This is a genomic window from Pseudomonas sp. EMN2 (assembly GCF_009650555.1).
Taxonomy (GTDB): domain Bacteria; phylum Pseudomonadota; class Gammaproteobacteria; order Pseudomonadales; family Pseudomonadaceae; genus Aquipseudomonas; species Aquipseudomonas sichuanensis.
On sequence record NZ_VZZR01000009.1, the window covers coordinates 130,341 to 152,523 of the forward strand.

The 22,183-nt window shown below is 57.3% G+C and carries 24 protein-coding genes; 15 read left to right on the plus strand and 9 right to left on the minus strand.

Features of this window, described 5'->3' with window-relative positions:
• Window positions 1–261: 261 nt before the first annotated feature.
• The 3 genes from F6X61_RS03075 to F6X61_RS03085 form a co-directional block, all read right to left on the minus strand.
• Window positions 262–1,020, minus strand: a complete 759-nt coding sequence (locus F6X61_RS03075; RefSeq protein ID WP_153785337.1) for a hypothetical protein — start codon at window positions 1,018–1,020, stop codon at window positions 262–264.
• Between the two features lie 60 nt (window positions 1,021–1,080).
• The gene (locus F6X61_RS03080) at window positions 1,081–1,551 is read right to left on the minus strand and encodes a hypothetical protein (RefSeq protein WP_153785338.1); all 471 of its coding nucleotides are present in this window, start codon (window positions 1,549–1,551) and stop codon (window positions 1,081–1,083) included.
• Window positions 1,552–1,876: 325 nt separating this feature from the next.
• Complete coding sequence (locus F6X61_RS03085) at window positions 1,877–2,422, minus strand: hypothetical protein (RefSeq protein ID WP_153785339.1); 546 nt, start codon at window positions 2,420–2,422, stop codon at window positions 1,877–1,879.
• A 214-nt stretch (window positions 2,423–2,636) separates the two neighbouring features.
• On the opposite strand from F6X61_RS03085, the gene F6X61_RS03090 reads away from it, so the two are divergent.
• From F6X61_RS03090 to F6X61_RS03105, 4 genes are all read left to right on the plus strand, one after another.
• Complete coding sequence (locus F6X61_RS03090) at window positions 2,637–3,110, plus strand: hypothetical protein (RefSeq protein ID WP_153785340.1); 474 nt, start codon at window positions 2,637–2,639, stop codon at window positions 3,108–3,110.
• Window positions 3,111–3,470: 360 nt separating this feature from the next.
• Window positions 3,471–4,490 (plus strand): nucleoid-associated protein YejK, encoded by a 1,020-nt coding sequence (gene yejK, locus F6X61_RS03095; protein WP_153785341.1) that lies wholly within the window; start codon window positions 3,471–3,473, stop codon window positions 4,488–4,490.
• Window positions 4,491–4,668: 178 nt separating this feature from the next.
• Window positions 4,669–5,541, plus strand: coding sequence for a hypothetical protein (locus F6X61_RS03100; RefSeq protein WP_153785342.1), 873 nt, complete (start codon window positions 4,669–4,671; stop codon window positions 5,539–5,541).
• Window positions 5,542–5,680: 139 nt separating this feature from the next.
• A complete protein-coding gene (locus F6X61_RS03105) occupies window positions 5,681–5,887 on the plus strand; it encodes a hypothetical protein (RefSeq protein ID WP_153785343.1) in 207 nt (68 codons plus the stop codon).
• A 155-nt stretch (window positions 5,888–6,042) separates the two neighbouring features.
• Here the strand turns inward: F6X61_RS03105 and F6X61_RS03110 are convergent, their stop codons facing one another.
• From F6X61_RS03110 to F6X61_RS03130, 5 genes are all read right to left on the minus strand, one after another.
• Complete coding sequence (locus F6X61_RS03110; protein WP_153785344.1) at window positions 6,043–6,936, minus strand: Ig-like domain-containing protein; 894 nt, start codon at window positions 6,934–6,936, stop codon at window positions 6,043–6,045.
• A 127-nt stretch (window positions 6,937–7,063) separates the two neighbouring features.
• Window positions 7,064–7,912, minus strand: coding sequence for an Ig-like domain-containing protein (locus F6X61_RS03115; RefSeq protein ID WP_153785345.1), 849 nt, complete (start codon window positions 7,910–7,912; stop codon window positions 7,064–7,066).
• Between the two features lie 265 nt (window positions 7,913–8,177).
• Window positions 8,178–8,705 (minus strand): hypothetical protein, encoded by a 528-nt coding sequence (locus F6X61_RS03120; protein ID WP_153785346.1) that lies wholly within the window; start codon window positions 8,703–8,705, stop codon window positions 8,178–8,180.
• A 58-nt stretch (window positions 8,706–8,763) separates the two neighbouring features.
• A complete protein-coding gene (locus F6X61_RS03125; RefSeq protein ID WP_153785347.1) occupies window positions 8,764–9,375 on the minus strand; it encodes a hypothetical protein in 612 nt (203 codons plus the stop codon).
• Between the two features lie 364 nt (window positions 9,376–9,739).
• Window positions 9,740–10,132 carry a hypothetical protein gene (locus F6X61_RS03130; protein WP_153785348.1) on the minus strand — a complete coding sequence of 131 codons (393 nt, stop codon included), beginning with the start codon at window positions 10,130–10,132 and terminating at the stop codon, window positions 9,740–9,742.
• A gap of 417 nt (window positions 10,133–10,549) precedes the next feature.
• On the opposite strand from F6X61_RS03130, the gene F6X61_RS03135 reads away from it, so the two are divergent.
• The 11 genes from F6X61_RS03135 (at window position 10,550) to F6X61_RS03185 (ending at window position 21,450) form a co-directional block, all read left to right on the plus strand.
• The gene (locus F6X61_RS03135) at window positions 10,550–11,632 is read left to right on the plus strand and encodes a toxin co-regulated pilus biosynthesis Q family protein (RefSeq protein WP_153785349.1); all 1,083 of its coding nucleotides are present in this window, start codon (window positions 10,550–10,552) and stop codon (window positions 11,630–11,632) included.
• A gap of 13 nt (window positions 11,633–11,645) precedes the next feature.
• Window positions 11,646–13,376, plus strand: a complete 1,731-nt coding sequence (locus F6X61_RS03140) for a hypothetical protein (protein WP_153785350.1) — start codon at window positions 11,646–11,648, stop codon at window positions 13,374–13,376.
• Window positions 13,377–13,378: 2 nt separating this feature from the next.
• On the plus strand, window positions 13,379–14,701 hold the full coding sequence (locus F6X61_RS03145) for a type 4b pilus protein PilO2 (RefSeq protein WP_153785351.1): 1,323 nt from the start codon (window positions 13,379–13,381) through the stop codon (window positions 14,699–14,701).
• The gene (locus tag F6X61_RS03150; RefSeq protein WP_153785352.1) at window positions 14,691–15,197 is read left to right on the plus strand and encodes a hypothetical protein; all 507 of its coding nucleotides are present in this window, start codon (window positions 14,691–14,693) and stop codon (window positions 15,195–15,197) included. Before F6X61_RS03145 ends, F6X61_RS03150 begins: the two co-directional genes overlap by 11 nt.
• A gap of 7 nt (window positions 15,198–15,204) precedes the next feature.
• A complete protein-coding gene (locus F6X61_RS03155) occupies window positions 15,205–16,956 on the plus strand; it encodes an ATPase, T2SS/T4P/T4SS family (RefSeq protein ID WP_153785353.1) in 1,752 nt (583 codons plus the stop codon).
• Window positions 16,953–18,107, plus strand: a complete 1,155-nt coding sequence (locus F6X61_RS03160; RefSeq protein ID WP_153785354.1) for a hypothetical protein — start codon at window positions 16,953–16,955, stop codon at window positions 18,105–18,107. The genes F6X61_RS03155 and F6X61_RS03160 overlap by 4 nt, the downstream gene beginning before the upstream one ends.
• A gap of 17 nt (window positions 18,108–18,124) precedes the next feature.
• Window positions 18,125–18,703 carry a type 4 pilus major pilin gene (locus F6X61_RS03165; protein ID WP_153785355.1) on the plus strand — a complete coding sequence of 193 codons (579 nt, stop codon included), beginning with the start codon at window positions 18,125–18,127 and terminating at the stop codon, window positions 18,701–18,703.
• 14 nt (window positions 18,704–18,717) lie between these two features.
• Complete coding sequence (locus F6X61_RS03170) at window positions 18,718–20,004, plus strand: hypothetical protein (protein ID WP_153785356.1); 1,287 nt, start codon at window positions 18,718–18,720, stop codon at window positions 20,002–20,004.
• Window positions 20,004–20,501, plus strand: coding sequence for a lytic transglycosylase domain-containing protein (locus F6X61_RS03175; protein WP_153785357.1), 498 nt, complete (start codon window positions 20,004–20,006; stop codon window positions 20,499–20,501). The genes F6X61_RS03170 and F6X61_RS03175 overlap by 1 nt, the downstream gene beginning before the upstream one ends.
• Before the next feature lie 194 nt (window positions 20,502–20,695).
• Entirely contained in the window at window positions 20,696–21,178 is a 483-nt protein-coding gene (locus F6X61_RS26925; protein WP_178125756.1) for an A24 family peptidase, read from the plus strand.
• Between the two features lie 17 nt (window positions 21,179–21,195).
• Window positions 21,196–21,450: a hypothetical protein gene (locus tag F6X61_RS03185; protein WP_153785359.1), complete on the plus strand. Its 255-nt coding sequence runs from the start codon at window positions 21,196–21,198 to the stop codon at window positions 21,448–21,450.
• 310 nt (window positions 21,451–21,760) lie between these two features.
• Here F6X61_RS03185 and F6X61_RS03190 read toward each other — a convergent pair whose 3' ends face one another.
• Entirely contained in the window at window positions 21,761–22,105 is a 345-nt protein-coding gene (locus F6X61_RS03190) for a hypothetical protein (protein WP_153785360.1), read from the minus strand.
• Window positions 22,106–22,183 lie beyond the last annotated feature (78 nt).

The following is a 22,183-nucleotide window of genomic DNA, read 5'->3' on the forward strand; positions in this document are numbered from 1 at the left end:
CGTGGTACATTCTGTGTAGTACAAATCCAGGCGCATGGGTGGAACGACTTCAGGAAGGAAGTGGAACAGTCGCGCTTGAGTATGCGAGCTGTGAACGCGAGGTGGTTATTTCGCGGGGATCGTCCCAGTGAGACAGGAACAGTGAAAGCTCGCCATCTCTGCGGCAGACGGCAAAGGTGCCAGAGCCAACGGGGCGATTTTGCTGATACCCCTAAGGGGTCAGATCATATGAGGTAGCGCTTGCGCTGAGTCGGGATTGGCCTAATTGGAGGAGCCGATCGGAGGCATCACGCTGTAGATGAATGCCGCGCCCTTCAGCGCATCGCTCCAGATCCGAATTGTTTCAACTGAAGCGGGCTTGGCGAGAATCTCGGCGCGACGTTCTTCCAAGCTGCGCTGGACTTCTTCCAGTTGCTGGGCAGGCAACTTTTTCAGATCCCAACTCAGGTAGTACCGAAGAGCGGACTGGCAATCTCCCAGCAAGCTGGTTACCTCGCTGCGGCGCCATTGCGCAACCGTGACGTTGGACCACTGTGGAGGCACTTCTTGCATCTTTCTGCGCAGCTGTAGGTGGTCCGCCATATAGGTTGTTTGCCCCAGCACCACCTGGGCGACGAGGTGCAATTCCAGTATCCGCAATTGCTCGGCTACCGTTTCGGCCGGCAAGGTAAAGTGAGCTTTCACCAGCTGCATGGCCTCTTGCTCCCACTGCTTGCGCTTTTTGGCCGTTGCTTTCTCTGTGCGCTCCTTTCGCTCCTTGGCATGCTCGACGTTGTACTTGATCGAATCCAAAAGCGCCGCTGCGTTGGTCAGCAACTCGCGCTGCTCGAGGGAGAGCATCTCGCCAAGGCGCCCGCGCAGCGTGTTGCGCTGAGTGAAGGCGCGTAGCTCACGGGCGGCGCTGGTAAGCCCCGTCTGCAAGCTGCGCATGTCTTTGGCACTGGAATAAGTGCCAGCCTCCATCACCACGTCAGCGGTAATGCCTGTCGCCTTGGTCAGATCGTCGTGGTCATGGGCCATGGTGTTTCACCTTGCTGTCAGTCCTGCTTAGGGTATCAGAAGCCTGGAGGTGCTCTGACATCAACGTTGGCCCTTGCGCGCAGCATCGAACTCGGGCCATTCGCTCACCTTCACGCCGGCCATCAAGTCCAAGACGGGTTCAGGGAGGGGGGAGAGCATTCCTCGCCGTTCAGTACGATACTCGAAGCGCGCGCTGGGTATGAAGACGCCGTGCTGGGCATCCGGCCCCAGCCACATCCTGGCTCGAAAATCTACAACGTAGCTTGACCCGAGCTCGATCCACCAATGGGTTACACCACAGAGCGGCCCGCAGCTGGCTGCAGGATCGTCGATGCGCTGCAGATCAACCAGGACGCCGCTGGCGACAAAGTGCTCAATGCCATTTGAGCTCAGAAGATGAGACACAAGCCGCGTCATGCCATCGCACTCAACCCGAGCGACATCGGACAAGGGCTCAAGCCAGGCCTGCAGCTTTTGGAAATCGTGCAAGAGGGGCTTCGGGCAATCCTGAGCAAGTGAGTGGTCTTCCATGACTACCTTCCGGCTTAGTAGAACAGGGGCTAAATTGACTGTGGTGGCGATCACGCGGACTGAGTTGGAGCGGGCACGCACTCCAACTCTCGAGGTCCGGCGAGTCGTGCACGATACACAGGCTTAGCGATGCGAGTGAAGTCGTTGTCTTCGGCGCAGTTTTCTGCACCTTCCTTGGTTTTGGCTCGCACGTACATAGTGTGCTGAATCCGCCGGTCATTGGTTGCCCGGCTACGGATCTCGACTGCGAACACCTTTACCTCCTTGTCCTTCCAGTAGGCCTCGGCATCCGCAATGTCCTGGGTGGTTTGTATATAAAATCTGCTCACTGGGTATTCTCCTGTCTGGTGCGCAGGCTCAGTTTTTTCATTCGGCCAAAGCGCCTTTGCAGCGCTTCGATTAGACGATGAGTCAAGGCCAGCTCTGCAACGAACTCGGCCTTGGATTCCTCGCTTTCTGCGTGTGCGATGTCGGCTTCGTAGTGCTCTACCATGTCGCGCCAATTCGCTAGCTCCCACGCCAAGGCGGCGCGCTGGGTGGTGTATATGCCCAGCGGGAGAGGCCGGCCCACGCGGAACGTTTCACGGAAGTCAGCAGAAATGGACGTTTTCCATCCCGCATCCCCCTTCTTCGGCGAAAGCTTCCCCCAGGTCACACAGTTCTTCAGCACCAACTCGACGTACTTGGTCGGCTCCACGCCAGGTGGCAGTGGGCGGTGGCGTGGACGCCGCTCGGCACGGATTGAACGGACAACCCATTCACGGAATCCGGTCTTGATGGATTTGCCATCTTCCTCGGCAAATGCCGAGTACAGGACCGCTCCCACAAATACTTTTGTGGCAGGGTAAGGCTGCGATTTTGGGGTCTTCACCTGGTCAAACCTCTTTGGTGACAGGTTGGTGCTGAGCTGATGAGCCAAAAGGGAATGTGGGCGTACGAATGGGTATTGTATTATTGCATGGTAATACTTCGTCAAGCCTATCTACCACGCGAGTAACGAGAACGGCGAACCTTGACCGTATTATCGCAAGGTAATACAGTGCGCAAGCATAGGTGCTGGGCACCCACAAAAACGGAGTTGAGGCGTGAACGGATCGGATAAGCACCACATGCAGGTCGTGGACACAAACGACGGCGGCTGGCATACCTGTTTGGGCTGCAAAGCGGGCTCGGCGCTCGATCAACGCCCCGAAGGCGAATGCCCATCTCCGTGGCTGGATCGCGAACAGCTGCTGGCCAAGCTGGCGCAGCAAGCAGAGCTGCTTGATGACTGGCTGCAGCTGCACAATGTGAGCGACGATCGCCTGAGCGATCTTGTGAAGGCGACCGCCGAACTGCTTTCATCCGGTGAGCTCACAGCTGAGCGTCGTGCTGAGCTCAGCCTGCAGGCGTTTGAACGCGCCTTTGTCGTGCAGTCGGGCGTCTTTTACTCGCCCCGAGATGGTGAGTACCGATCGGCTAATGGCCGACCTGTCGAGCGGTCTGATGCGATGGACCTGAACCTGCGCCTGCAGGGGTGGAGGGCGAAAGTGTGTGAGCCCCAAGCCAGCACGGACTAGCCCTCTAGGCAGAACCCTACAACGCCCCAGTCGCACCCCGCCCACGCCGCGGGGTTGAGGTCGTGAGAGAGCATGGAGGGCCATGCTCGGCCTCGGGGAGCGAACACTATGCCCACAGATACTTTGCCAGCCACTGGCGCCCAAACGGCCGCTGAAGCATCTGCGCTGGTCGCCCAGCTGCAGGGCAATCATGTCACCGCGATGAAGCTCGTCGAGGGATTGAGCGAGCAGCAGCAGGCTCAGCTGGCGCTGGCATGCCGCAGCATCCTGGCGTACGTTGCGGCCCCCCAGCCATTTTGACTGCAGACCGATTTCTGCCTTTCAGCTTGCTGCTTGATAGCGGCACCACGGAGCTCGTTTATGCCCATTCGCCATTGCATTGTTCACCTGATCGACAAGAAGCCCGACGGCAGCCCCGCTGTGCTGCATGCTCGTGACAACGAACTGGCCGCCTCCGAAGCCATCGAGAACCTGCTGGCCGACCTCAACGATAGCTACAACGCCAAACAGGGCAAGGCCTGGGGCCTCTTCCACGGCGAATCCGGCGCCTATCCGCTCAGCGGCTGGCTCAAACAGTACCTGGACGCCAAGCAGGATTTCACCGCCTTCAGCCGCACCGCCGTCGAGCACCTCCAAAAATTGCTCGAGGAATCCAACCTCTCCACCGGCGGCCACGTCCTATTCGCCCACTACCAGCAAGGCATGACCGAATACCTGGCCATTGCACTGCTGCATCACCGTGAAGGCGTAACGGTGAACGACGATCTGGACGTGAGGCCGTCGCGCCACCTCGACCTCAGCCAGTTGCACCAGGCGGCACGGATCAACCTGTCCGAGTGGAAGAACAACGAAGCCTCTAAGCAGTACATCTCGTTCATCAAGGGAAGAAACGGCAAGAAGATCTCGGACTACTTCCGCGACTTCATCGGCTGCCAAGAAGGCGTCGACGGCCCAAGCGAGACCCGCACCCTGCTCAAGGCCTTCAGTGACTTCGTCGAAAAAGAAGACCTGCCGGAAGAGGCGGCCCGTGAGAAGACCCAGACACTGGTCGACTACGCCGTCACCCAGACCAAGCTGGGCGAGCCAGTAACCCTGGAAGAGCTCTCCAGCCTGATCGACGAGGACCGCCCTCAGGCGTTCTACGACCACATTCGCAACAGCGATTACGGCCTGTCGCCAGAGATCCCTGCCGACAAGCGAGTCATCAATCAATTCTGCCGCTTCACCGGGCGCGCCGAAGGCCTGTCGATCAGCTTCGAGGCGCATCTCCTGGGTGACAAGGTGCAATATGACGAAGCCGCCGGCACTCTTGTCATCAAGGGATTGCCCACGCAACTCGTTCAACAAATGAAGCGCGCTAGCGCACAGCAGTCGAAGTGATGGCAGTCTGGCTCCAATCTATCAGGAGCCCCTATCATTGGGCGCCGTGAACGAGCTTGAGCTGAGGCCCCGCCACGATCACGCCGATCAGGCGCCGACTCTCTGGATTGATCGCCCGCCATGTGCGGGCTTTCTTTTGTCCGCCGCTACCACTGACAGCAACACACAGGAAATGGAAATGCAGCTGAAGGCCAACTTCGAGCAGGACTGGGTCGCCGCAGTGCGCCAGATCATGGAGAGCACCTGGGGGATGAACCTGGCAGATGTCGATCCCAAAGAGATTCCCACGCTGTTTTTTCACGCCGGGCTCAGGCGGATCGAGCCGCGCCCTCGCAAGGTCAGCGAGTCGTCCAGCTTCATGTGCCCCCCAGAGCACGCCGCTGGCTGGGCAAGCCTGAAGGCCAAAATTGAAGCTGGTGACGACCTGTCGCCCCACCTGAGCCTGCTCACGCAGAAACCCACGGCTACCGACTCCCTGCTGTTCGACTGGGGCGTGTACCACCTGCATCTTGGCTTGGCGACTCATGCGAGGAATGCCGACTTTGTGGAGCGCACAGGCCCTGTGCTTTTTGGCCACCCCACAGAGGACACGTTCTACGCCATCGGGATCTATGGCCATGGGGCGTGGAGCGATAGTTCAGTCATCGAAACCATGAGAGCCGAATGGCCAGGGCTGACCAATCCCCTGGTTGTTTCAGGCGTCCACGGGCTGGCCCACCAGCTGAGCGACGCTCAGCGTGCCCAGCTGCGTAAGGCCAACCTCAATACCTTCACCACCACGGCAGACGGTGCTGTGCTGCACTCCCTTGGTGGTGGGTTTGCGTCGAACGGTATCTCAATCAGGGCAGTGATGGCGCGCGACAGGCACCTGGCCGTCGTGAATGAGCTGCAAGCCCGTCTTCCCCAGATAGCGGCGCAGGCAGAAGCTGGCCTGCTGGCGGAGGGGCACGACGGCCAGACCGTGGTAACGGCCAAGCTGGTGATTGGGCAAACTTGGGTGGTTGCTTTTGATGGCTACCAGTATCAGATACCAGTTCGACTGCCGGAGTAGGTGAGGGCGGATGAGATATAGGCGCTGCAAAAATAACTGTAAATCTCGTAAATAAATTGTTGACGGCGTTTACGTGCAGGCTTAATATTCATCTCAAGCAGCAAGTAGCTGCAACTCAAACCAAAACAGGAGCTTCACCATGAAAAACGTTACCCTCAAAGCCGTCTTCGCACTGGTCACCGTCGCTGCAATGGCCGCCTCCACCGGCTGCTCCACCGTCTCCGACATGCACGCCCAGGCCGAAGCCAAGCGCGCCAACCCGACCGAGTCCTTCACTCGCGCCCACGAGTTCGAGAACAAGCTGGACCCGATGGGCTGGGGCGAGAGCAACCAGAACGGCGAGTGACCCTCGCCAGCTGCAAAGTAAAGCCCCGCAAATGCGGGGCTTTTTTGTGCCATTGAAATGGCGTAGATGCGGGTTTGAAATATCAGTGGTATCAGCTGCCGTGGCGGGCATGCCGAGTAAGCTGCTAGCATTCCGCTGCAAGGGCAAGCGTTATCCTACGTGCTACAGCCCCCATTACACTCATACCCACGATAGTAAATTGGAATTGTGGCTGTAGATACTTTTGTTCCATTGTAAGCCCTGAGCGTATAGTTATAGGCACCACCACCGTATCGGGGGGTTTTGAGATAAATATTCGATCCGTAATGTCCAGGGATCTGACTGTTCGATAGCGATACTGTGGTGCTGGTACCTGAGTAGACTATCGTGCCCCACGGATCCACAAGCTCATACCGCGTGGCGCTGATCGCGCTCCAATTAAACACATTCTCGAAATAGTGCGCATCGTCGGCATTCCAGTAGATCGTGTTTGCTGTCCAGTAATATGAAAGGTATCCGATCGCCCGTCCTTGTTCAGAAAAGCTTTTGATCACTGGGGCGGATTGCTTGACCACGATGGTTGCTGTGGCCCCACCGGTCGCTGCGGTGGCTGTCACCCTCGCCTGACCAACGTTAGCCCCTGAAAGGGTGTTCACCGCTTCGCCTGCAGCGTTTGTGTAGGTCTGAGGGGATGTAAGGTTGCCGTTGTCTGCAGCCCACCTGACCGTCACGCCGGCGGGAGCCAGTTTGCCGTTGGACATCCTGACGACAGCGGTCAGCTTGGTCGCACCGCTACTGCTCTCGATTGATGCATTGGCAGGAGTGAGCGATATTACTTTCGCTGTGGTTTTCTGATATTCGATGTCAGAACATCCGCCTTCTGCCGGCGTCCAAACCTCGTACGAAGCTGTGTTACAGCCGCCACCATCTGGATTGATATCGATAGTCATACCTGGAACAGAAATACTTTGATAAATTTCTGCGGTATTCTGCTCAAGCTCAGCTGCTCCTGCCCAGCCGCTAAGGGCAAAGAGCAGCACTGAGGTCTTCACTGTTTTTTTTAAGCTCATCAAATAATCGACCTTTAAATATGTGATGCCGCCGTCCTGGCGGGCATGCTAAGCAAGCCGCTAGCGCCTCACTCGAGGCGCAGCCCTTGGGTGCTTTACTCCCACCGAGGAGTTAATAGGAGGCTTATTACATACCGCATCCATTGCAACCATTATCAAGCACAGTTGCATTCAGTGTTCTGGTTGTTGATTGAGATCCTTTGTATGCAATAAGGTAGTAGAGCCCGCTTGGGGGCCTCATATTCCACCAGCGGGTCATACTGCCAGCAGAAAACGATGTGCCTGAGCCAGAATACATAACCATTCCCTGGTTATCTTGTAGCACATATCGGTCAGCGTTAGTCGCCGACCAGCTGAAGACGTTTGTATCCCAGTAATACCCGTAAACTCCATCAATATAGATAGTATTAGCGATCTGCCTTTTATTGAAATGGGCCACCACGGTAAAGGAGTTGATTACCGGCTTTGAAACTTTAACAGTGACTGTGGCTGTTGCTCCGCCCTGTGCAGCTGTAGCAGTGACAGTAGATGAGCCGGCGGTGGCCCCGCTCAACGTATTTCGAGCTTGACCATTTGAATCAGTTACCCCTTGTGGAACAGCCAGATTTCCGTTTGATGTAAGCCACTTCACAAGTACGCCAGGTGGCGCGACTTTGCCATTCTCCGTGACAACCTGGGCGGTAAAGCTGGTCGAACCAGAGCCCGCCTCAATTGTGGTGAGGCCCGCTGTAACCGAAACGACACGAGCTGTAGTTTTCTGGTATTCAATATCGGAGCACCCGCCTTGACTTGGCTCCCAGACTTCGTGAGCGCCCGTGTTGCAGCCTGCTCCACCGGGATTGATGTCGACCACCATCCCAGGGACCGAGATGCCCTGAACGATGTCGGCGGTGTTTGCCCCACGCGGCGCAGCGTTCACCCCCAGACTCGAACCAAGCATGAATAACGCAAGGCCCAATTTAATTGCGTTGTACATATTCTTCTCCGTTAATACGGCTGCCTACTAATCACTTCTCCCCGCGAAGCTGCAAGCCGCAACATAACATCGTACACTCACTGTGTACGTTGCATCACCAACATTTGCTGAGCCAGCACAAAATGGCGATACGATCAGGCCTTTGGTTTTGGCGCGGACAGCCAGGGACATCGGACACATACCCGATAGCCATAAAAAAACCCGCACAAGGCGGGTCAAAAGGGAAACTGGTGCGTTTTCGGCGGATTGGCGGCACGAGCCAGGTTCAGCAAGCTTTCCCGAACACCTCTGGTTGCTGGAGAACGGTTCCAGCGTCGACCACTGCCGATCCTGGGAACTCAACCAGACCGCTCGCCAGAATCCAGCTTGGCAATGCCGCAACGAACTCTAGGTCGCCGTGTGTTGCCGCCGCAGCTGCGTAAGCACTGAGGGGGTCAACTGCATTTACTTGCACCGGCATGATCTGTGCGTTTGGCCCAATGGCCACAACGGTAAAGCGATGCTCAATGCGCTGGCATTGGCAGTTCATCGGGCCTCCCATGACCTCACCAATTTCATACCCATCAAGACCGTCGTCGTCGGTTGAATTAGTCAGGTCATGCAGCAGCGACTCTACAGCACAGTCTTGCTCGGCTAGGGCCAGGGCATAGGCCTCAAACAAGCTGTCTGCAGCGACCGTCCAGAGGGTAGGAGAGTCGTTGAAGTCGGCCTGGTAGGAGACGTGGTAAAGCTTGCTTCCCTTGCCAACCACTGAGCTACCGCTGATGGGCAGCAGTTTCACAAAATGATCCATTTCGTATCCTTTAGACGGACACATGACATGGATGCCATGTGCCCTTAGCAGAGAGGGGTCAGACGGATTGGAGGGGCTGCCGATCTTGCTCTGGCGCTGGTAAATGCTGGCTCCAAGCAAGGGCTTCACGCACCTGCTCGATGTTCGCGCGGGCGGCACGAATCGGAGCGTAATCCGTTCTATTCCAGTAGTCGAAAGCCGACATGGCGGAAGGGAGGATCACAGAATGCAGGCGCTCACGGAGCAAGCACTCGACCTCAGTACGCGCCCAATAACTGGAGAACTTGCTGTCCCGGTTGTCGATCCAGAATGGAGCCTCCTGAATTTTGAAAAGCATTTCGTACACAGCAAGCACTGCGACAGAAAGCGGATCGTGCTGCTTGGCCAGCTCCGCCATAACTGGACCGAGTTGACGGATAAAACCGAGACGAATCCCGTTCGCCCATTTGACTTGCGCCGGTCGCCCCAGCATTGCGGGCAGGGCCATCTTGTGAAAGCCCTTGTCGGCACACGGCACCACCGCAACGATCTTGGCGCCGCATTCGGCACAAAGAGTGGCCGATGCGAAGAGACGGTCCTGAGTGCGCGTCGTCTTGCCGTGACTGAAGGAGGTCATGCTGCCGTGACCACAGAGAGAGGGGGAGGGGGCGGTAAATGCGTGCTTGATCATGACGGGCTCCTGTCGTCGGTTGCTGAGTTGAGTATACACCCAGCTATATACACGTACAACATATATTCCCGTGGCGCGACTAAATTAGCGCTGTGAGTAATCTGGGGCTTGCCCCAATTTCACTCAACACGCCAAGGCCAGCGGCAAAGCAGAGCTCTTCCCAAATGTGATAGGGAATCTGACTGGCTTGCCGTGATCTGGACTGTGCCAACCAGCTCAAGCCTTCAGGCGAAAGGGCAGTTAAGGCTGATCCTTGCCTTCTCATGCGTGTGCGGATCAAGTCCGTAACCCCGTGTAGATCGGAACTGTCGGGTGGTACCCAGGCGTATGCAGGTGCCAAGCAGGCGCTTCTGACTAGGGGCACTCAGGACCCCCCCCGAATATGCAGGTCCTCAAGCTCGTACTCAGCTGTGAAGGCGGCCTGAAGCGCGAGGATAGGGCTGATGGAGCTGGGTACTTGATTGGACGCCCGAGACTTCGCCGCCGCTGCGCCAGCCTGACTGGCGAGGTACTCAGCGCGGAACTCAATCCGGCTGATGCGAACCTCCTGCAGGTCGCCCAATTCAGATCCTTCAACCTTCCTCATTGATTGCGCTTCGTCGTGCAGGCGCCTCGCCTCAAGGCACAAGGCCAAGGTGCTTTCTCGTGTGGTCATGACTTCCCTTTGGCGGATAGCCGCGCTTCTCAAATTGTTTTTCCCCTGATCGTTCGACAGGGTCGGCTGATCACCAAATGGTCGGGCGATATTGTTCTGCATGCCCTGGGTTGAGCGCTTTATGAGGTGCTGCATTACTAAGCCGAGAACACGTTAACTATGTACAGTGCAATTATATCGCGTTAAATTATGCCTGCGCGGGTGGCTTCGATCTACTCCCGATAGCGCCAAGACGTGACGAAAACGGCGAATCTAGCCGCGTAATTGCGCCTTAACGAGCAGTTTTGCTGGCCGAAGTCGGCGTGATGATCGAGATCGAACAATTTATTTGGCTGCTACCGGACCACGGCTGGTGCCGACGCAGAAAATCATGTGAGAGGTTGGAGCTGGAATGAACCGAAATGTCATTGAAACTGGTAAAGGGGCCTGCAAGTGAGGCGGAGCATTCTCGCCGCCGTCGTTGCGGCTGCAGTGTCATCGACAGCGTACGGTGATTTCTACCTCGACCACGGCGCAATAATGGGCACCGAAAAGGGCGAGATGGGCAAGTTCCAGCCATACCAAGCCGAAGGGCGCGCGAGCTTCAAGCCTTCAACCGGCGGGATGGAGCCAAAACAGGCGCGCTACAAGGACGCGGTCTTGATGGTGGATCTGGCCTACTCACCGCTGAGTCAGCGCGGTGACGTTGAGCGCACCGAGATCCCAGGTTTTGGCGACTCGCTCCCATTCGCTGACGCCATGGCCATGATTCTCCCGCCAGGTTGGCAGTTCTATCGAGACAAGACGCTCGAGGAGAAAGCAGTACCTGATCACATCAGTTTCAGCGGTGGTCGCGCCTGGACCGAAGTCCTGCGGCAGATCGGTGACCGCTACGCATTGCACTTTCATGTCGACGGGTTCGATAAGACTGTCGTCATGAGCAAAGGCCGCCCCAGTGCTGCTAGCCGCGCTCGGCAGGTGGCGGTGATCCCTGAGCCTGTCGCACCTAAGCCTGTTGTGGTCGTTGGCACCGCTGCTGCCGCACCAGGTACTGGTGCTGTTGCATTTGCCGCTGGCGCCAAACCGGTGGCCGTGAATGCCAAGGGCTTCGTGCCGACGCCAGCCCCTGCTGGCGCCGCTGCAGCCGCACCAGGTGCTGCCCCTGCTGTTGCATTTGCCGCTGGTGCCAAGCCAGTGCCGCCCAGTAGCACTAACCCAGCTGGCGCGGGTGTACCGAAGGGCGCATCGGGTACTGCCGCAGTATCTGCAGCTCCTGCTGCTCCGCAGCCCTTGTTGGCCAGTGTGCCGCAAGCGCCCGCTAAGCCACTTCCACCACCTACTCCAATCTGGAAAGTGTCTCCAGCCGACCGCACTATCCGTGAGGCCCTCAAGTCCTGGGCGAAAGCGGCGGGGTGGTCCTTCGAGCCTGAGCACTGGGCCGTCAATGTGGATATTCCGATCACTGCGCAGGCCAACTTCAGTGGCGACTTCAAAAACGCCACCAGGCAGCTCATCGGCACAACAGAGCTGAGCGCAACTCCGTTGCAGCCGTGCTTCTACTCGAACCGCGTGGTGCGCGTGGTACCGATCAACGAGATGTGCGATCGCATGAGCGCGCGCTGAACCGGAACCCTCCATGAAAAACTTCAAATTCATTCCGGCGACACTCGTTGTCGCCGTGAGCCTCGCGTCTGGCTGTTCGACCTACACCGACAAGCGTGAGACCGATAGCCTTTCTGCTGACATGGGCCGCTCAACTCGCGACCAGATTTCACGCAGCGTGAATTCTGTGACGCTCGACGCGAAGCGGGCCGCGCAGGAAGTCAATCGCCCATATATCACAGGCAAAGCGATCCCGCTGGCGCGGGAAGTGACGCTGCCCAGTCCGCTGCGAGCGAACGTCAACACCACGCTGATGTTCCGTGACCCTGGATCGCTACCGGTGATGGCCTCCCGTATCCAGGAAGCTACTGGCATCCCTGTGAAGGTGATGCCAGATGCTCTGCTGCCGGCTGAATACTTCATGCCGCGCCTAGAGAACCAGCAAATGATGGGTGGGGGCGCTGCTGCAATGGCGTTCGCACGTCCTACGGCGGCGCCGATCGTGCTCGATTCGCCGCTGCCAGGCGTTGGCGCACCAGCAGCGACTCCATCGTCGGCGGCAACATCGGCCGCGCCTTCGGCTCCGGCCAGCAAGCGCGACTACGACGAAAGCGTCAAGCGTGAAAGCATGCCGCTGGCCACAAGCCTGGATGCGATCGCCATGCGTGAGGGGGTGTACTGGAAGTATGACGACACCCTGGGTGCCATCGTCTTCTATCGCACAGAAACCCGTACCTTCGAGATCCGCGGTGCCGAGATGAATGCAACCTCGGAAATGACCGTAGATTTGACGGGTGGCATGGACAGCACCAGCTCTAGCGGCCTCGCCAGCAAGTCTAAGTCCGGCTTGGACCTGCCAAAGAACAAAGAAAGCACCATGCAGAGCCTGGTACTGCGGGTCACCCAGTTCACTACAAAGTCAGGCCGAGTCGTTGCTGGCTCTGGCGGCCTGTTGGTCGTGACCGACACCAAGAGCGTACTGGACCAGATCGCTGAGTTCATCCGGCAGGAGAACACGATGCGCAGCCGCATGGTGGACATGGTGCTCGAGCAGATCACTCTGGAAAACACCACGAGTTCCAACGCTGCAGCGAATTGGAACCTGATGTTCAAGAGCGGCGGCCAAGGCAATGGCGTGAACGTCGATGGGTTGAACAGCATCATCGAACAAGAGGGCGCTGCCCTGACCTTGGGCGCAAGCGTTGGTTCGGGGCAGTGGGCCGGCTCGTCGATTGCCCTTCAGGCGTTGAGCAAGGTTGGCAAGGTCGTCGATCAGAAGGTGAACCACTTCGGCTCGGTCAACGGCCAACCAGCAACAGCAGGCCGGCCACAGCGCGAGAAGTACATCGACAAGCTCGAGCAGACCGCGACGAACTCTGACATCAACCGCCCAACGGTAACCGCTACCCAGGCAGAAGAGGTATCGGGGCGGATCATCACGGTCCTGCCAAACGCCTATTCCGACGGCGACATCAACCTGGCCATCAAATACGACGACACCCCAACGCCCGTTTTCACCAAGCAGCAGTTCCCCGACGGCAGCTATGTGCAGTCGCCGAAATCGGAGAGCGATGTCCTGGTTCGCTCCGCCATCGTGCGCAGTGGGCAGCCCTACGTTATCAGCGCTCAGACCGTAGACAACTCCACGTACAACGAGCGCCGCACCGACCGATCAGCTCCGATGTTGCTGGGCGGCTCCGACGTTGCCAACAAAACTGAGCGGATGACCGTACTGGTGCTGACCGCCAGGGTGCGAGAGAAGTAACGATGAGCGAAATCATCATCCACCAACTGAGTCCTGATTCCGCCCTGGTATTCGGGGGAGTGGACTGGCAGTCGCTCATCGGTAGTCAGCTGGCCAAGCAATCCTACAAGCTCGCGAGGAAGCGTCGCGCTACCCACTTCGTATCTGCCGGAAAGCACTCGAATGCCGTGGGCACGCTTCGCCTGACCACTGAGGCCAAACAGCCGCTGAAGCGCAAGCTTTACTCGGCTGGGGCGGCGTTCGCCTTGAGTCACTCCAATGGCGCGGTGATCTCAAAAACTCAGGTAGAAGAGGGTGACCTCTGGTACGTGATCGCCGCGCATGACGGTGTGGTAATCGCTGGTACGGACATCATCTGCGATGCTGCAGAAGCGGAGGTCCTGACTCGGAGCTTTTTCCAGCGTTACGCAAACGGTGTCGAGGTAGAAGGCGATTTTGATACCACGAGCCTGTTGAATGACCGCACTGAACTGGCGCCGGTCAAGACCGCTTGGCAAAAGGTGCCTGTCCAGATCAAGGTGCTGATGGTGGCAGCGGTCGCTCTGATGGCCGCCGACAGCGCATGGACTCATTGGAAGTCCTATGAGCGCCAGAAGGCTCGACAGATGTTCTCGGCCCAGTCGTACGATGCTCACGCTGAATGGGCTCGGGTGCTCGATCAGTGGGCGGCTACGACGGCAGTGGACGGCCGATCCGGAAAGTTAGACCTGCTCACCACGATGGAGGCCATCCCGCCGATCGTCGGACACTGGCGCTTGATAGAGGGCGGATGCTCGGCCACTAGCAGCGGATGGACGTGCAGCGCCCGCTACAACCGGACTGTACTTGCGACCAACGCTTCCTTCAGAGCTGCAGCACCAAAAAACTGGACCGTCACCTGGGACGGGTTGAACAACGCTGTGGGCACTTGGACTGTCGCAGCGAAGCGGCAACCCCTTGACCGAACCAAGTTAGCCACCGCTGCTCATTTCGGTGTGAACTACATCAGCAAGGTGCAAGTCCACCTTCCATCATTCCGTAAAGTTGAAATTCAGTCACCTGTTGAGGTTCAAATTCCTGCACCAAAAGTGTTGCAGCGCGATATGGGTGGCAAAGAAGTCATGGTCGAAGTTCCCTATCCATACAACGCGCCGGATGGGATCGAGCGTCCAAAATCGCAAGCCTTCTTTTTCAATGGCCCGCTGCGCTCGATAATTGCTTTGCCGGTCACGTCTTACACTTCGATCAAGCAAATTCGATTCACAGTCGATGAGCGTCTTGCGGTTCCAAATATCCGCGAAAGTGTATTAACTGCTGAGCTGTCTGGAGAGTCGTATGTCAAGTAAGTCGAATGTGCTGGTCTTCGCAATAGCCCTGGGGCTCTTAACAGCATCCACCGCATTCGCTGCAACTCCGTCGGACGGCTCTGACATGACGGTGCCGCAGACAGTTGGCGAAATGCTCAAGCTGGATGCCGCCCGCGCGCTGGCAACCGAGCAAAGGCTCCACCGTGAAGAAGAGCGTCGCCTGGGCGTCCTAAATCAGATTGTGTTTGCGACTGAGGCTGCAGAGCAAGAAGAGTCGAAGGACGGGAAGCCACAGGTGGTAGTGGAGCCGCCCGCGGCAATTGACGTGTTAGGTATCTTCGGTGTGGAAAACAAGTTGATGGCCGATGTTGAGATCAACGGTACTCGGTATCGCTATTTGAGCGGGCGCTCTTTTCCGTTGGGGGCAAGTGACGGGTTCCGTTTCAAACTGGTGAAAATCCACACTCCCTGCGTATCGTTGCAAGACAGCAAACTCGGTGCTCGAGAAGTCTGTCTTCGTGGCTCGTCTCTGTGAGGGCACCATGACTACTTTCAAGCAGCTGCTCGGCAAACCGGCTCAAGGTTCCCATGAGATTTACCAGATTCAAGCCGAGGCCGACGGCCACACCGTCTACACTTCTAGCGAAGAACTGGATCGAGCGCTCAGTTCTAAAATAGCCAAAATGCACCTCTCCATTGGGGGGGAGCAACATGCTGCAAGAGTGTGCGCAGCAGTTCTTTCTTCTGGCCAATTCATCGTTCTCAGTACGCCAGAATATGCGAGGGGCGATACTGCGGACAAGATTCGCGCTGCATGCAGGCAAAAGAACACCAAGTCGGGTCCGGTAGAAATATACATGGTGACCCCGAACCTCCTGCTGTCACTGCAGAACAGAAAGTCTGGGTCGAATCGAATTTCGAGTGACCGTGAAGACTCGGCTTATAACGAGGCCTTCAGCGAGATCATTGCTTGGGGAGTTCAGAACAACGCGTCTGACGTGAACTTGAACGTCGCAAAGGATGACGTTAAGTCTCAAATCAAGTTCCACATTGACGGACTGTATGTCGCTCCGCCGCGCTGGAGCATTGAAACGGCTCGCCTGGAAGAAATCTTGAACGTTGCGTGGCAGTCTAACCATGGTGGTGTCGGCGCGGTACTAGCACATGACACGGAGTCGCAGTGCCGAGTTGAGACCGTCGTGGACGGGCAGAAGGTCATTGGCCGATGGGCCGGTATGGCAGCGGATCGCGGTCTCTCGGTCACTATTCGTCTTCAGAAAGTAGGCAGTAAGACGCCGATCCGTTCCCTGAACGCGCTGGGTTACCTTCCATCGCAGGTCGAAGCGTTTGACCGCGCTCAGCGAAGCGAGGGCGGCGCGATCGTTTTCTCTGGTGTCGTAGGCTCGGGTAAGACCGAAGGCCTCGGATCGTTGATCACCAGGCTGGGCTATGATCGAAAAATCATTTCGGTAGAAGACCCAGTAGAGCTGGAGCTACCCAACGTCATCCAGAACACCGTGGCCCGCTCGCTGCAGGGTGGTGACGAAGATGCCTTCCTTGCCAAGCAACGTACCCTGAAACGATCAGCCCCGCATGATGTGTACCTGGGCGAGATTCGTGATATTGAAACCGGCCGGACGTTCCAGGACGTGACGAGTTCAGGCACGAACCTATACAGCACAGTCCATGCTCCCTCTGCTGGCCAGGTCCCTGAGCGTCTTTACTCCAACACGATCGGTATCGCCGCTGACTTCTTGTCGTCGCCTGGAGTGCTCAAGCTCCTCGTCCACCAAGCCTTGGCTCCAAAGATCTGCCCGCACTGCGCCATGCCTCTTTTGACGCTCGCCAAAGAGGGCGGGGAAGACTTCATGCAACGCGATCGTAACCCCGGTTATTGGTCCGATTACTGTAAGCGCATCGAGCGTCTCTATGACATCAATATCGACGCGCTGAAAGTTCGAAATCCGTCGGGTTGCTCGAAGTGCCAAAACAAGGAAATCCCACAGCTCAACGGTTACGCTGGCCGAACCTCTATTGTCGAAATGATTGAGCCCCCAGTTCAGCTTGGAATTCTGAAATTTGTCCGTGACCGGGATCCGCTGGGGCTTCAGTTGTACCTCGATAACTTGGAAAGGACAGCGGTTGATCACCCGGACATGACCAACAAGTCCATGATGGAGTGCGCGATGTACAAGGCAACCCAAGGCATGTTTGATGTCCGCGATATCGAGATGAAAACCTCGTCCTTCGACACCGTCGAGTTGATCCAAAAGAACAAGGCGAGTCGGAAATGACTTGGTCCTCTATCCTCGAGAAGAGCAAAAATCTGCTGGGTATAGGCGGGGACCACCGCGGCCTGTCGTTTGAAATACGGCTCAATGCGTTGCTGTTCATCGGCAAGCGCCCAGATTATTACCGATTCCTCGCAGACCTGCTGAAAGGGACTAAAGGAAAGCGCTCGTTGATGGAAATTTTCATGAGCGACGCCGATCGTTATGGCAGCTCAGTTAGAGGCAAACTATCCAGCCACTGGGCGAAGATGTTCGACCAGGGTGGGGGCAGCCTGAAACATACGTTTTCAGGTACATTGCCGCGGCAGGATGTTGAAGCTATGGATGCTTTGCTGAAAGCTGGCGGAGAGAACGCGCTCGAACTCGCCTTGCACGACTTAGCCGATAGCAGCCATGTACAGCGAAAGGCGCTAGATATCATCGTCGCATCGTGCATATCCGCGTTCTTGTCGCTTATTATCTTGGTTGCGTATGTGTTGATGTATCCACTTTACGTTGTACCTCAGATAATTTCAGCATTTTCTATGCTTCCGCTGGATCAATATCCAGAAAGCGCGACGAAGATGATGGAGTATACAGACTTCATCGGGAGCTTCTGGCCAGCCATTCTCTTGTCCATGGTCGCTGCAATACTTGCATGCGCATGGACGCTGCCAAATTTGTCCGGACATGTTCGTATACATCTGGATAAATATTGGATCCTGTGGAGCATTCACCGAGATTTCGAAAGCATTCGTTTTCTTTCGTTCTTGGCCACCATGCTTTCCGGCGCCGGCTCGTCCCATATTGTTTTGCGTGACGCTCTTGAGATGCAGTTACAAGGAGCGTCCCGCTGGAAGCGGCATCATGTGCAGCGCATGATTGCCCAAGTTAAAAGCGGGCAGATAGGACCATGGATATTTTCCACAGGATTTTTAGAGAGGTCAATGGACTATTACTTGGCCGACCTTATTGAGGCAAACGGTCTGGAAAAGGCGTTAAAGCAAGTCAAGGACAGGCTTAGCCAAAGCGTTCTAAAAAGAATCACGGTGCAAAGTATGATCATCTCGTGGGTGATTACTTTGAGCGTGCTGCTGGTTTCAACTGGGTTGATGATCTGGCAGGCACGTGTGGTAGATGAAATGCGACGAGCGTTACAACTGTTTGTATCTTGATTTACAGGAGAATTGAATTGAAAAAGTTTCAGGGCATTAAAAAACAACGCGGCAACGCCATGTTGACGCTTATCGCATCGGTTGTACTGGGCGCAATCATTGCGGCATTCGGTATCCCGAAAATCGACGGCATGTTGACCGAGGCGAAGGTGGAGCCAGTGAGTGCCGACATTCAGCGCTGGGTCACTCGTGTAAAAGTGAGCAACTCGGGCTCCGGCACTCAGCCGTATGACGGTCTGACCCAGGCAAGCTTCGCGCAAACCATGCGTGGCACATCGCTGGAAGTCGGTACCATCGCCGGTCAAGGCACCGGCGATACCGTTGTGCGCCACGGCATGGGCGGCGGCAACGACGGGACTGTCGTTCTCTCGCAAACTGGCGACACCTTCAGTCTGACCTTCAACAACGTCGACCTGGCCGCATGCCCGTCTCTGGCCACCAGCCTCCAGCGCGCATTCCAAGGCATCACCGTCAACGGCCAGGCCGTCAAGGTGACGGCAACAAACGGCACCGTAACCACCGGCTACACCGCGAGCTCCGCGGCCACCCGCTGCAACGATGGTAGCGACAACGTCTTCGTCTTCACTTCGCGATAAGGCGTAGGTAAATCATGACTGCCGCACGAAACAAGTTACGCCGGTTTAGCACCATCCAGAAACAGCAGGGCGCCTATGCTCTGCTTGGGCTGATTGTTGCAGTAGCGGTAAGCAGCATCTTGGCCGTTTACAACTCTGGCAAGCAGAATGCGGCAGTCGAAGATGCAGCAGCCGAAGCAACAGGCCGGTACCTGATCAAGGTCCGTAGCGCGCTGGTGGTTGCCATGTCGAAGCACATGGACACCTTGATGCTCCAGGACACCAGCGCGCTACCCTCCGGCTCTATTCCTGCGCCACCTGCGTGGGCAAAATTTACAGGGACTGAGACCACCATCACGGTCGCTGACCTCAAGACATCCAAGTTTCTGGATGACGGTTTCCCGAGCTTCCCGCCTCGAGGACGTTCAGTACACATCTCGCTAAAGCGCACAGGCACATGCCCAGGCGACGACTGCGAGGTAACAGCGTACGCATACACTTGCTGGCCGATCTCGCGGACCAGCACATCCGGCACAGTGGACCCTGCTACGTGCCCAGCTGCTCCTGCCGGTTGGCAGTACGACATCAACATGGTCGGCAAGGTCATGGAGTCGACGGATGGCTATGGCGCCAACAATAGCTTGGTCCCAGGAACGATGCGCGGGCCTCTGTTCAGCATGCCAGTAACCGACCTGGGCATCCCAAGCAATAGCGCGGGCACCGTAGCGGTGGTCGCATCCCTCAACGACAACCTGTTCCCGCAATTCGTGAGGCAGGGGGACACCCGCCAGATCTACCTGAAAAACACGCTCTCGGTCGCCAAGCAGATCAGCACCGACGAGGGCCTGGTCATGAACACAGCTGTGTCTCCTAATGGGGTCTGTGACACCCAGGGCGCTTATGCGACCACAGTGAACACGGCCCTGGCCATATGCACGGGTGGCCGTTGGTTCGAGATGAGCAGCCACGTGATCACCTCGGCCCAATCCCTTGCGAACGGTGCGGCAGTGAATGCACCGACCTGCCCTGGTGCGAATATGACCCCGTTCTCGTTCGCCTCACTGCAGAACCTTGATGTGACCATGACTGGTTCCGACATCAACGTCAGCGGCACAGTCGATGGCGGCATTACAGGTACTGGTAATGTCAGCTCGAGTGGCAGCGTGTCTGTGAGTGGTAGCTTCAACGGTACGACACAATCCAGCAACGCGAGCTCGATCCGTGTGGCTCAGTCTGTGTCGATCGTCGCTGGCCACGTGGTCATCACGCCTGCCACGGCTAATGCTCGAGCAATGGTCATCCTTGGCTGCCAGATGCTCTGATGAAAGCGCTCTCGACAGTACTTAGGGCTTGGTCGCTTTGCGGCATCATCTGGGGCGCGGTGCTCGCACCGCAAAGTGCCATCGCAGGTGAGAACGTCCAGGTCCATGGTTGCTTGCGCGATGCCGCTGCTTACCACCACGTTGACTTGCAGTTACTGCGCGCCATCGCTCAGGTCGAGTCCGGCTTTAACCCATCGGCGAAGAATCTCAACAAGAACGGCACCGGCGATCATGGCTTGATGCAGGTGAACGACTGGTGGCTGCCCAAGCTGCGCCGTTTCGGTATCTCGACCAGCAACCTGTACGACGCATGCACGTCTGCCTACGTGGGGGCCTGGATCTTGGCCCATTCGTTCAAGCAGTACGGGTACACCTGGCGAGCGATCGGAGCCTACAACTCGCCAAACAGCGACAAGCAGATGATCTACGCGGAGAAGGTGAACAAAGCACTGCAGGCGCTTTCGGCTCCAGCCGCCGAGGGTATCCAGTGGAAGTGATAGCCTCCCAAATTCTTTGGGCCGCCGCCGGCATACCGCTTGGGTACATGGTTGCGTCTGCAACGCGAAACCTTCCAGCTCGCATGCTGCAGGCCTGCGATGTCGACGCCCGCGCGCACCTCGGTATAGTCGGCCCCCCATCTCAGCCTCCTCCAATGCTTGCGCCGATCGGGCGAGGAGGCCGGCGCGATCACGTGATCGCATTGCTGGCGAGTTGCTGCACTGCAGCAGCTGGTTTGCTCGACAATCAGGTGATGCTAGCCGCGGGGCTTGTGCTTGTGCTCGCGCTACTGGCGTTGGCCGTGATCGATTTCGAATCGATGCTACTACCGGACTTCATTGTCCTTCCCCTGCTCTGGGCGGGACTGCTCCTTTGCGCCAGCCAGGTGCCGGCATTGGCCGCTGACCACGTAATGGCCGCTGCTGGTGCCTATCTTCTGCTGCGACTGGCCCCTGGCGTCGCTGAGGGTGATGCAAAGCTTGCCGCTGCTGGCGGTGCCTGGATTGGCCTGCAGGCGCTCCCCATCGTGGGTGTCGTCGCCGGCGCAGCTTGCTGTGTCCAACTACTGCTGCTCTGGCGCAGAGGACAAGACCTTTGTGCCCGGCATCCATTCGGCCCAGCGCTGGCGATCGGAATAGGGTCGGTGTGGCTGGGGCTTCAACTAAACCTGTTGTGACAATCGAGGAACTACCTATGGCCAGCTTGGCTAAGCGTGTGACCGTTTCAATCGTGGCCGGCCTGCTGATCGGTGCGGCTCTCTTCGTCCTGACCCTGTCAGCCTTCTTGAACTCGTCTCTTGAGATTGGCTACCTGGTGAGTGTGTTGCAGAGCTTCGACGCTGAATCCGCTCAGGTTTACCTGGTAATCCTCGGCGCATTGCTGGTCTGCGCGGCATGGGAGTTGGTACGGCACTTCACCCTGCAGGGCGAAGCACAGCGTGCTAGCTGAGGGGTCTCGAACATCCACGCCGCTGGCGCCGGCCGGCGGCTATTCTGTTTTCGGTTTGCACCAGTTCGGCCTGCAGTAGCGCAGCCGCTCCCGAGTCGTATATGCGAAGCCGCTTGCCAGCGGCGTAGCGATCAGCGGTGCAAGCCACCCAAACCCCGAGTTCGCCAGTATCCACAGAGTGGTGAGAACCAGCACTATGCTTAAGGTTCCGACCACAGTACAAAGCGCATAAACCTTCCTGTCGCTGAGCGCTTGCAGCTTGTTCTGCCAAGTAATGCGGACCAGTGCCAATTAGCTTGCCTCCGTCACGCTAGAAGTAACCACGGCGCATCGCTCCTCGCGCGGCCCGAGAAAGGCGGACGGCGCGCGCAGGAGACTTATTGTACCTGCTAGTGCGCGGCATCGCGGCTTGATCGCGAATCGCTACACGAGCTCGTTGAATGGCCAGCAACCCAAGACAATCACGGTATGCTTCCAGCCGGTTCTCCAAGTCCCTGGAAGAGGCGCGAGGAGAGGTGGCGCTCGTGAATGCCGGGAAAAAACGGTAGGCGCGATCTCGCCAGAGTTGGCGCTCGCTTTCATCAACGCACGCGTGCCAGTCGTTTACAAGCCGACGCATATCGGCCGTCAGTTCGCGGAATTCCTTGAGCTTCATGCTGTCATCCATTGCGTTTTGGCTGTTGGAAGTCGACTCCAGACATGCCCTGCTGTGCGCAGGGCATGGGGGCGGCGC

Coding starts and splice junctions, on each gene's coding strand:
- F6X61_RS03075 (WP_153785337.1), bottom strand. CDS start 1,020: ATGGCCCATGACCACGACGATCTGACCAAGGCGACAGGCATTACCGCT.
- F6X61_RS03080 (WP_153785338.1), bottom strand. CDS start 1,551: ATGGAAGACCACTCACTTGCTCAGGATTGCCCGAAGCCCCTCTTGCAC.
- yejK (WP_153785341.1), top strand. CDS start 3,471: ATGCCCATTCGCCATTGCATTGTTCACCTGATCGACAAGAAGCCCGAC.
- F6X61_RS03100 (WP_153785342.1), top strand. CDS start 4,669: ATGCAGCTGAAGGCCAACTTCGAGCAGGACTGGGTCGCCGCAGTGCGC.
- F6X61_RS03105 (WP_153785343.1), top strand. CDS start 5,681: ATGAAAAACGTTACCCTCAAAGCCGTCTTCGCACTGGTCACCGTCGCT.
- F6X61_RS03110 (WP_153785344.1), bottom strand. CDS start 6,936: ATGAGCTTAAAAAAAACAGTGAAGACCTCAGTGCTGCTCTTTGCCCTT.
- F6X61_RS03115 (WP_153785345.1), bottom strand. CDS start 7,912: ATGTACAACGCAATTAAATTGGGCCTTGCGTTATTCATGCTTGGTTCG.
- F6X61_RS03120 (WP_153785346.1), bottom strand. CDS start 8,705: ATGGATCATTTTGTGAAACTGCTGCCCATCAGCGGTAGCTCAGTGGTT.
- F6X61_RS03125 (WP_153785347.1), bottom strand. CDS start 9,375: ATGATCAAGCACGCATTTACCGCCCCCTCCCCCTCTCTCTGTGGTCAC.
- F6X61_RS03130 (WP_153785348.1), bottom strand. CDS start 10,132: ATGCAGAACAATATCGCCCGACCATTTGGTGATCAGCCGACCCTGTCG.
- F6X61_RS03135 (WP_153785349.1), top strand. CDS start 10,550: ATGGGCACCGAAAAGGGCGAGATGGGCAAGTTCCAGCCATACCAAGCC.
- F6X61_RS03140 (WP_153785350.1), top strand. CDS start 11,646: ATGAAAAACTTCAAATTCATTCCGGCGACACTCGTTGTCGCCGTGAGC.
- F6X61_RS03145 (WP_153785351.1), top strand. CDS start 13,379: ATGAGCGAAATCATCATCCACCAACTGAGTCCTGATTCCGCCCTGGTA.
- F6X61_RS03150 (WP_153785352.1), top strand. CDS start 14,691: ATGTCAAGTAAGTCGAATGTGCTGGTCTTCGCAATAGCCCTGGGGCTC.
- F6X61_RS03155 (WP_153785353.1), top strand. CDS start 15,205: ATGACTACTTTCAAGCAGCTGCTCGGCAAACCGGCTCAAGGTTCCCAT.
- F6X61_RS03160 (WP_153785354.1), top strand. CDS start 16,953: ATGACTTGGTCCTCTATCCTCGAGAAGAGCAAAAATCTGCTGGGTATA.
- F6X61_RS03170 (WP_153785356.1), top strand. CDS start 18,718: ATGACTGCCGCACGAAACAAGTTACGCCGGTTTAGCACCATCCAGAAA.
- F6X61_RS03175 (WP_153785357.1), top strand. CDS start 20,004: ATGAAAGCGCTCTCGACAGTACTTAGGGCTTGGTCGCTTTGCGGCATC.
- F6X61_RS03185 (WP_153785359.1), top strand. CDS start 21,196: ATGGCCAGCTTGGCTAAGCGTGTGACCGTTTCAATCGTGGCCGGCCTG.
- F6X61_RS03190 (WP_153785360.1), bottom strand. CDS start 22,105: ATGAAGCTCAAGGAATTCCGCGAACTGACGGCCGATATGCGTCGGCTT.